This is a genomic window from Actinacidiphila sp. bgisy167 (assembly GCF_965342175.1).
Lineage (GTDB): Bacteria > Actinomycetota > Actinomycetes > Streptomycetales > Streptomycetaceae > Actinacidiphila.
Genome location: NZ_CBDRBL010000061.1, coordinates 35,146 through 43,780, shown reverse-complemented (window position 1 = coordinate 43,780; position 8,635 = coordinate 35,146). Strand labels below are relative to the sequence as shown.

At 73.2% G+C, this 8,635-nt stretch carries 9 protein-coding genes and 1 tRNA gene; 6 read left to right on the top strand and 4 right to left on the bottom strand.

The genetic code is table 11. From position 1 onward, the window contains the following. Positions 1-608: TetR/AcrR family transcriptional regulator (locus tag ACRWND_RS21845; RefSeq protein ID WP_431951943.1), on the bottom strand; the 608-nt coding region annotated here is incomplete at its 3' end. A 147-nt stretch (positions 609-755) separates the two neighbouring features. Between ACRWND_RS21845 and ACRWND_RS21840 the strand changes: the two genes are divergently transcribed. The 3 genes from ACRWND_RS21840 to ACRWND_RS21830 all read left to right on the top strand — a co-directional run bounded on the left by ACRWND_RS21840 (position 756) and on the right by ACRWND_RS21830 (position 2,890). Next, on the top strand, positions 756-1,673 hold the full coding sequence (locus ACRWND_RS21840; RefSeq protein ID WP_431951941.1) for an ABC transporter permease: 918 nt from the start codon (positions 756-758) through the stop codon (positions 1,671-1,673). Continuing rightward, on the top strand, positions 1,666-2,460 hold the full coding sequence (locus ACRWND_RS21835) for an ABC transporter ATP-binding protein (RefSeq protein WP_431951939.1): 795 nt from the start codon (positions 1,666-1,668) through the stop codon (positions 2,458-2,460). Before ACRWND_RS21840 ends, ACRWND_RS21835 begins: the two co-directional genes overlap by 8 nt. Before the next feature lie 229 nt (positions 2,461-2,689). Then, entirely contained in the window at positions 2,690-2,890 is a 201-nt protein-coding gene (locus tag ACRWND_RS21830) for a hypothetical protein (protein ID WP_431951937.1), read from the top strand. A 10-nt stretch (positions 2,891-2,900) separates the two neighbouring features. Here ACRWND_RS21830 and ACRWND_RS21825 read toward each other — a convergent pair whose 3' ends face one another. Next, on the bottom strand, positions 2,901-4,430 hold the full coding sequence (locus ACRWND_RS21825; RefSeq protein ID WP_431951935.1) for a helix-turn-helix domain-containing protein: 1,530 nt from the start codon (positions 4,428-4,430) through the stop codon (positions 2,901-2,903). A 206-nt stretch (positions 4,431-4,636) separates the two neighbouring features. Here ACRWND_RS21825 and ACRWND_RS21820 point away from each other — a divergent pair, with 206 nt between their 5' ends. Further along, entirely contained in the window at positions 4,637-5,266 is a 630-nt protein-coding gene (locus ACRWND_RS21820) for a hypothetical protein (protein ID WP_431951933.1), read from the top strand. Positions 5,267-5,348: 82 nt separating this feature from the next. On the opposite strand, the gene ACRWND_RS21815 is transcribed toward ACRWND_RS21820, so the two are convergent. Further along, positions 5,349-6,962 carry an ABC-F family ATP-binding cassette domain-containing protein gene (locus ACRWND_RS21815; protein ID WP_431951931.1) on the bottom strand — a complete coding sequence of 538 codons (1,614 nt, stop codon included), beginning with the start codon at positions 6,960-6,962 and terminating at the stop codon, positions 5,349-5,351. Positions 6,963-7,486: 524 nt separating this feature from the next. Here ACRWND_RS21815 and ACRWND_RS21810 point away from each other — a divergent pair. After that, positions 7,487-7,560 (top strand) — tRNA-Met (locus tag ACRWND_RS21810). Positions 7,561-7,633: 73 nt separating this feature from the next. Here ACRWND_RS21810 and ACRWND_RS21805 read toward each other — a convergent pair. Further along, positions 7,634-7,897, bottom strand: coding sequence for a DUF6343 family protein (locus ACRWND_RS21805; RefSeq protein WP_431951929.1), 264 nt, complete (start codon positions 7,895-7,897; stop codon positions 7,634-7,636). A 154-nt stretch (positions 7,898-8,051) separates the two neighbouring features. Here ACRWND_RS21805 and ACRWND_RS21800 point away from each other — a divergent pair, with 154 nt between their 5' ends. After that, positions 8,052-8,576, top strand: a complete 525-nt coding sequence (locus ACRWND_RS21800) for a SigE family RNA polymerase sigma factor (RefSeq protein WP_431951927.1) — start codon at positions 8,052-8,054, stop codon at positions 8,574-8,576. Positions 8,577-8,635: the final 59 nt, after the last annotated feature.

Below are 8,635 nucleotides of genomic sequence, written 5' to 3'. Positions count from 1 at the left end.
GCCGAGGCGGCCAGGGCGGCGGTCGTCGCGGCGGCGAGGCGGTCGAGGTAGCGGGGGGTGAGCGGGATGCGGAGGACGACGAGCCGCCAGTAGAGGGGGCCGGCGATGAGGTCGAGGGCGAGGTCGCAGTCGGTGCCGGCGGCGAGTTCGCCGCGTTCCACGGCGGCTTCGACGATGGCCTCGGCGATGCCGCGCTGGGTGTCGCGCAGCGCGGCCTGCAGGGTCTCGGCGATCTCCGGGTTGCGGGAGGCCTCCGCCAGCAGGTCGGGGATGATCTGCGAGGCGAACGGGTGCCGCAGCGCCCGCGCCGTGATCTCCAGCAGCATCCGGATGTCGCCCAGCAGGCTGCCCGTGGCGGGTGCCGGGACGCCCAGGGCGGCGACGGCGGAGACCACGTCGAGGACGAGCGGCAGCTTGGAGCGCCAGCGCCGGTAGACCGCGGCCTTGCCGACGCCCGCACGCCGTGCGATGCCCTCGATGGACATCCGGCCGTACCCGACCGCTGCGAGCTCCGCGAAGACGGCGGCGCGGATCGCCTCCGTGACCTCGTCGCGGAGCACTGCCGCCCCGGCGGGCGGGCGTCTTGGGGGTGCGGTGTCCGGTGCCATGTCCGGTAGCCTACGCGACGACGGGACGGAACGGTTGCGTTCCAGCGCCCAGGTGGTCTAACGTCCCGGTAACGACGATACGGTCTCGTTCCGCCGGTGCACAACCGCCCCCCTTGCGCATCACCCCCGAACGGAAGCGCCCCCCTCGTGAGCCTTGACATCGAGTCCTCCTCAGCGGCGCCCGCGCCGCCCGGCGCTCCGGCGCCGTCCCCCGCAGAGCTGGCGGCCCGGCACGGCCTCACGGTCAGCGGAGCCCGTCCCGGGCTGGCCGCCTATGTGCGGCAGCTGTGGGGACGCCGCCACTTCATCACCGCGTACGCCACCGCCCGGGTGTCGGCGCAGTACACCCAGGCCCGGCTGGGACAGCTGTGGCAGGTGCTGACGCCGCTGCTCAACGCGGCCGTCTACTACTTCATCTTCGGCCTGCTGCTGAACACGGACCGCGGTGTCGACAACTACATCGCGTTCCTCGTCACCGGCGTCTTCATCTTCACCTTCACCCAGTCCTCGGTGCTCGCGGGCGTCCGCGCCATCTCGGGCAACCTCGGCCTGGTGCGGGCCTTGCACTTCCCCCGCGCCAGCCTGCCGATCGCCCAGACGATCATGCAGCTGCAGCAACTGCTGATGTCGATGCTCGTCCTCGCCACCATCGTGCTGATGACCGGCGAGGTGCCCGGGCCGTCCTGGCTCCTCGTGGTGCCCGCGCTGGTCCTGCAGTGCGTCTTCAACGCGGGCCTGGCGCTGGTGATGGCCCGGCTCGGCAGCAAGATGACCGACCTGGCGCAGCTGATGCCGTTCATCCTGCGTACCTGGATGTACGCGTCCGGTGTCATGTACAGCATCAGCCATTTCGCGTCCCACGCGCCGACCGCGGTCAAGATCGCCCTTGATCTGAACCCGGCGGCGGTCTACATCGACCTGATGCGCTTCGCGCTGATCGACAGTTTCACCTCCGCGCAGCTTCCCCCGCACGTCTGGGCGGTCGCCCTGGGCTGGGCGCTGGTCATGGGCGTCGGGGGCTTCGTGTGGTTCTGGAAGGCTGAGGAGAGGTACGGCCGTGGCTGAGCGCAGCGACACCACCCCGGGCGGCGAGCGCGTCCCCACCGTGATCGTGGACGACCTGCACATCGTCTACCGGGTGCACGGCGCGGGCACCGGACGCGGCACCGCGGTCAACGCGCTGTCGCGGCTGGTCCGGCGCAAGGGCAACCCCAACGTCCGCACGGTGCACGCCGTGCGCGGGGTGAGCTTCACCGCCCACCGGGGCGAGTCCATCGGGCTCATCGGCTCCAACGGCTCCGGCAAGTCCACCCTGCTCAAGGCGGTCGCGGGGCTGCTGCCGGCGGAGAGCGGCAAGGTCTACACCCAGGGGCAGCCGTCGCTGCTCGGGGTGAACGCCGCGCTGATGAACGACCTGACCGGTGAGCGCAACGTCATGCTCGGCGGTCTGGCGATGGGTATGTCGCAGGAGGAGGTGCGGCAGCGGTACCAGGAGATCGTGGACTTCTCGGGGATCAACGAGAAGGGCGACTTCATCTCGTTGCCGATGCGGACGTACTCCTCGGGTATGGCGGCGCGTCTGCGGTTCTCGATCGCCGCGGCGAAGAGCCATGACGTGCTGATGATCGACGAGGCGCTCGCGACGGGTGACCGCTCCTTCCAGAAGCGTTCCGAGGCCCGGATCCGGGAGCTGCGCAAGGAGGCCGGCACGGTCTTCCTGGTCAGCCACAACAACAAGTCGATCCGCGACACCTGCGACCGCGCCATCTGGCTCGAGCACGGCACGCTGCGGATGGACGGCCCGACGGACGAGGTGCTCAAGGCCTACGACGCGTTCACCCAGGGGAAGTGACGCCGCCCGGCGCGAGCGGGCTCTTCGACCGGGGTGGCGCAGCCCCTCGGACCGGAGGCCGGCGGCTACGGCCTCTTCCGCCTCGGCGGGAGGACCGTGGCCGCCTACGGGCAGCTCAGCGAGGAGGGCATGCGGCCCTCCTGGACGCTGTACTTCCGGACAGCCGACGCCGACGCCACCGCCAAGGCGGTGGAGCAGGGCGGCGGAACGGTCCGGTGCCGCCGCCTTCGTGCTGGGCCTGATCGGCCTGCCGGCCTTCACCATGGTGCTCGGCCCCTCGGCCCTGATCCTCGGCGGCGTCGCGCTGGTCCGGGGCACCCGCCGTCCCGTGCGGGCGCTCGCCGGCCTGGTGCCGGGCGCGACGGACCTGATGGTGCTGGTCGTGCTCGTCACCGCGCACACGGGTTTCCTCCGGCCGTTCGGCCTCTGACCCGGAGGGCTCAGCTCCGGGTCCAGCCGTCCCCCGGGGACCAGTAGTTGTACTCGGGGCGGCCCTTCACGCCACTGGTGCGGAAGGGGCGCCCGCCGTCGTCGATGCGGACCGTGTCCGACCGGCCGCCGGCGCTCCACTCCAGTTCCAGGTACCAGTCGCAGTCGCAGTGCACCGTTCGGGCGTGCACCCTGAGCACCAGCGGGTCCGATGCGGTGACCTGGTAGGGGAGACGGACCGCGGGGAGGGTGTGCTCGCTGTCGCTGCCGTCCCGCGGCTGCGCCTGCGGACGGGCGGCGTCGAGGTCCACCGCGTACTCGGCGGGCGTCAGCGCTCCGCCGCAGCCGTTGTCCATCGAGTACGAGGACCAGCGCAGCGGCTCCCGGCGGTCGGGGACACGGATGTGCAGGGCCTGGACGACCACCGGGGCCGCCCCCTTCGCGCTGATCGTGGCCTCGACGATGGTCGTGGCGCCGTGCACGGCACCCAGGGCGGCCGCCCAGGCCCGCGCGTCCTGGGAGACCGGCGGGGGAGGGACGGCCGAGGGCGGGCGGTCGATGAGGTAGCGGTGGCTGCAGCCGTTCTGCCAGACGTGCGAGCGCACGCTCCACACCAGCGGCTGCGCCGGCGCCGGGGGCCGGGCGGGCGTACCGCCGTCCGGTGAACGCGGAACGCTGGGTGTGGCCTGGCCCGACGGTTCGGTGGACGGGGCTCGCCCGGAGGGGGACGTCCCTGGTGACGCCGGGACCGTGCCCGTGCCGCCCGACGGGGCGGGCGCGCTCACCGACGCGTCAGAGCGCGCGGAGTGCGCGGGAAGGCGGGCCGGGGAGGAGGGGGAGGCGCGCCCCCGCAGGCCCTCGCTGCCGGTGCTGTCGGTCACCGCCATCGTGACCCCGGTGAGTACCAGCGCGGCCACCGACCCGGCGACCGCGGGCCGGGACACGCGGCGGCGCCAGGACCGCGGCCGTCGCGGCGGCGGTACGGCGCCGACCGGCTCGAGTTCGGCGGGCGCCTTCGGCGGCGCGGTCGGCGTCGCTTTCGGCGGCGCGGACGGTGTCGTCGCCGCGGGCGCGGGAGCCGCCGCGGTCCGCGTCGCCTCCGGTGCGATCTCGGGGTCCGGTGCGGTTTCGGGGTCCGGCAGGTGCGCGGGGCCGGCAGGCATCCTTCCGGCAGGCATCCTTCCGGCGGGCGCGATCCGGGTGCCGCTGCCAGCGGCGCGCTCCCGGTCGCGGTCGGGCTGTTCGCCGGGCTCCGGACCGGCCGCGCCGCCACCGCGGTTGCCCACCCGGCGGACCGCGTCGGCGAGCACCCACCGGCGGTGCAGCTCGACCAGTTCCTCCCGCCCCGCGCCGCACAGCCGTGCCAGTCTCTCCACGACCGCGTAGTCCGTCGGCACCGCGTCACCGTTGCAGTAGCGGTGCAGTGTCGACGTGCTGACGTGCAGCCGGGTCGCCAGCTGACCGTAGCTCAGCCCCGAACGCTCCTTCAGCTCGCGTAAGCCCCTGGCGAAGTGCTCGCTTCCCGCCGCCGTACCACCCATGTCCCGTGCCCCCGACGTCTTCCCGTGTCCCGGTCGCCCGTTCCAGGGCGCTCATGCCTCCCCAGGCCAGGGTACGCGCAACCGTTCCGGCGTCCCGGAAGAGGCCGCGGCTGTTGCCGGGTCGTGACGGCGCCGCGCAGGCTGGACACAGCACCGCCGCCGCTCGGCGACGGCCGACTCCACGATCCGACCACGGGGGAAGCACCTTGAACCGCACCATCATCCGCCGCGCCGCGGTGACCGCGCTGTCCACGGTCGCCGCCACCTCGCTCCTCGCCGCCGGCTCCGCCGAGGCGGGGGCCACCGCCGCGCCCGGCAAGGCGCCGAGGTTCCTCGCGCCGAAGGAACTGCCGCCCTACCCCTACTCGCCCTGGTACGCCGACCAGGTCCAGACCGGCCTGCCCGAGAGCGGCGCCGCCTGCGCCCTGCGCGGCCTGCCCCGCAAGGGCGTCTCCCACCGCACGTTCTGGACCGACCTGGACACCAACGCGCAGCAGGTCACCTTCACGGCCAAGAACACCAAGGCGGCACGCGACCTCGCCGCCGAGCTCCGCGCGTCCGTGCGGGGCTGCGCCGCTCGGTTCCTGGAGCAGCACCCGGGCTCGGAGGCCGACTGGAAGAGCTACGGCCGCCTCGCCGTGGAGGAGGGCGCACACGTCTACGGCGTACACGTGGCGCCCCCCGAGTCCGAGCACAACGTCCGGCTCTACGGCATCGGCCGTGACGGCCGCACCGTCACCGTCGTCGAGTGGGGTCAGATGGGAACCCTGGAGCAGATCCCGCTGAAGGCCTTCAAGAAGACCACATGGACCGCCGTGAACAAGCTGTACCGCTGACGCCGGCGCACGGGCGGTCCGTGGGACACCGGCGGCGGGGCACCAGGGGGGAGCCCCGCCGCCGGGAGCGGCGCCGCACCCGTCACAGCGGATCGACGCGGGTCAGCCCCCCGGCGTCGAGCCGCAGCCAGCGCGTGACGCCGATGGTCCGCAGGAAGGCAAGGTCGTGGCTCGCCACGACCAGTGCCCCCTCGTAGGACGCCAGCGCCGTCGTCAACTGCCGCACGCTCGCCGTGTCCAGGCTGTTCGTCGGCTCGTCCAGCAGCAGCAGTTGCGGCGCCGGCTGGGCCAGCATCAGCGCCGCGAGCGACGCCCGGAAGCGCTCCCCGCCCGACAGCGAGCCCACCGCCTGGTCGGCCCGCCCGCCGCGGAACAGGAAGCGGGCCAGCGACGCGCGGATCCGGTTGCCCGTCGCCTCCGGGGCGAACCGCGCCACGTTGGCCGCGACCGACAGCCCGTCGTCCAGGACGTCCAGCCGCTGCGGCAGGAAGCGCAGCGGCACGTGCACCGCCACCTCGCCCTCCGCCGGGAGGAGTCCGCCGGCGATCGTCCGCAGCAGCGTCGTCTTCCCGGCGCCGTTCCGGCCGACCAGCGCGATCCGCTCCGGGCCGTGCAGGTCCAGGTCCCCGGCCGGCGCCCCGTACGCCGTCCGCAAGGAACGCAGCGTCAGCACCGTGCGACCGGCCGGGACCGCCGTGTGCGGCAGGTCGACGCGGATCTCGTCGTCGTCCCGCACCGCGCAGGCGGCCTCGTCCAGCCGCTCCTTCGCCTCCGCCAGCCGCTCGGTGTGCAGGACGCGGTGCTTGCCCGCCGAGACCTGGGCACTGCGCTTGCGCAGCTTCATCACGGCGCGCGGCTCCCGCTTGGAGTCGTACATCTTCTGCCCGTACCGCTGCCGGCGGGCCAGTGTGACGTGGGCGTCCGCCAGTTCCCGCTTCTGCCGACGGACATCGGACTCCGCGACGCGCAGCATGCGCTCGGCGGCGTCCTGCTCGGCGGCCAGGACCTCCTCGTAGGCGTCGATGTCGCCCCCGTACCAGCGGACGCCGCTGTCGCGCAGCTCGGCGATCCGGTCGACGTGGCGGAGCAGTTCGCGGTCGTGGGAGACGACCACCAGCACGCCGTTCCAGCCCGCGACGGCCTCATGGAGCCGCCGCCTGGCCTCCAGGTCGAGGTTGTTGGTCGGCTCGTCGAGCAGGAGCACGCCAGGACGGCGCAGCAGCAGGGCCGCCAGCCGCAGCAGGACGCACTCGCCGCCGGACAGTTCGCCGACGACCCGGTCGAGGCCGACATGGCCCAGCCCGAGGGCGTCCAGCTCGGCGCGCGCCCGCTCCTCCACGTCCCAGTCGTCGCCGACCGCCGCGAAGTGCTCCTCCCGCACGTCGCCGGCCTCGATGGCGTGCAGGGCGGCCCGCGCGTCCGCGATGCCCAGGGCCTCGTCCACCCGCAGGGCGGTGTCGAGGACGACGTCCTGCGGCAGATAGCCGATCTCGCCGCTGACGCGCACGGACCCGTCGACGGGGGCGAGTTCGCCTGCGACGAGCCGCAACAGGGTCGACTTCCCCGAGCCGTTGAGTCCGATCAGACCGGTGCGGCCGGGGCCGGTCGAGAACTGGAAGCCGTCGAGGACGGCGGTGCCGTCCGGCCAGGCGAAGGAGAGGTCGGTGCAGGTGATGGAGAGGGTGGGATGTCCCATGTGGTCCTCCGGGTGCTCGTGACTGACGGTGGTCGGCACACGGGGACACCGAAGGCGGGCGCTGCGCTGAGGCGGCTGCTCACGGCCGAGGTCGCACACTGGCCCGCGCGGACGCCGGTTCGGCGCCGCGGGCACGGTGTCCCGGACCTCAGAAGAGCAACGGCCTTCTCCTTACAGACGATTGCAGGGCCGGGGCAGAAGGTACGCCGCGACCGGGCCCCCGGCAACGCGTTTACCGGGCCCGCTCGCGGAGCGGTCCGCCACCGGGGCGTCCCAGGTCCGACCGCGGGCGCGCCGGACGGCGGTGCCGTCGCCGTCGCCCCGAGCGCGGCGCTGCCCGGCAGGCGCAGCTGATCGGCTCCGCCCCTGCGCAGTGACCGGCGGTCGGTGCGGCGCCTCGCCTCGCGGTGCCGTTCGGCGTCCCCGGCGAAGGCCCCACAGGGCCCGGGGAGACCGGCCGGCGGAGACCTGAGGAAAATGGATTTGGTCCTGGCGTCGGCACCCCGTAGGGTGGTGTTCAACGACGCGGGGTGGAGCAGCTCGGTAGCTCGCTGGGCTCATAACCCAGAGGTCGCAGGTTCAAATCCTGTCCCCGCTACTGAAACCGAGGGCCCGGTGCGCACGCACCGGGCCCTCGGTCTTTCCCCGCCGAGCATGGCTTCCCTCCGTGCTCAGCGTTTGTGGAGCGGTTCGTAGGGCGGGACGTCGCGTCCCGGCTGCCAGTGCGGACCCTGGCGGATGCGCCGGACGATCACGAACAGGTCGACGGCCGTGGCGAGTGCCAGCAGCCCGAAGAAGACGGCCCACCCGGTCTGTCCGAGGCTGATGAAGAGCACGGTTCCCGCGATCGCCCAGACCAGGCCGAAGGCCGCGAGCGCGAACCGCGCCCGCAGCGCGCTGCGCGCTCGAAGCGGCTCATTCCCAGAACGTGCCATATGCATGGAAACCTCCTCGTTCTTCTCGTACCCGGTACCGCGCGTCCCATGACCCGGCGGCGTCGACGCCCCCGCTGACCGGGACGGTGCAACATTTCCGTCGCCCACGACGTCAGTGAGGTGAAAGGGACACCGGACGAGGTTGGGGCGGGGCGTGCACGAGGATCGTACGAAGGACTTCCTGGACTTCGCGGGGACCCGCGCGGCTCACCTCTTCCGCTCCGCGTGCCTGCTCACCGGCGGTGACACCCATCTCGCCGAGGACCTCGTGCAGGAGACCCTCGGCACGATGTACGTCACCTGGCGGCGCATCGCCACGGTCGGCAACCCGGCCGGCTACGCCCAGACCGTGCTCGTCCGCACCTTCCTCAGCCACAGACGGCGGCGCAGCAGCGGCGAGTCGCCCACCGCGGCGCTCCCTGATGTCCCCGCGGGCCACGACGGCACCGACAGCGACACCGCGCTGCTGCGGCTCACCCTCCTCGACGCCCTCGCCCGCCTGGCGCCCAAGGACCGCGCGGTCGTCATCCTGCGTTACTGGGAGGACCGGAGCGTCGAAGAGACCGCCGACGCGATGCGGGTCAGTTCCAGCGCTGTGCGCACCCGGTCGGTCCGGGCCCTTGCCAGGCTCCGCGACCTGCTCGGCGACAGTCTCGCCGAACGGGTCCCCTCCCCCTGATCCCGCCACGCCTTCGCTTCCCCTCGCGCTTCCGCTTCCCCTACTTCTCAGGACGGTGG

Excerpts from the sequence above, each read along its gene's own strand:
- ACRWND_RS21815 (WP_431951931.1), bottom strand. The coding sequence starts at position 6,962 with ATGGGACATCCCACCCTCTCCATCACCTGCACCGACCTCTCCTTCGCC.
- ACRWND_RS21805 (WP_431951929.1), bottom strand. The coding sequence starts at position 7,897 with ATGGCACGTTCTGGGAATGAGCCGCTTCGAGCGCGCAGCGCGCTGCGG.
- ACRWND_RS21825 (WP_431951935.1), bottom strand. The coding sequence starts at position 4,430 with ATGGGTGGTACGGCGGCGGGAAGCGAGCACTTCGCCAGGGGCTTACGC.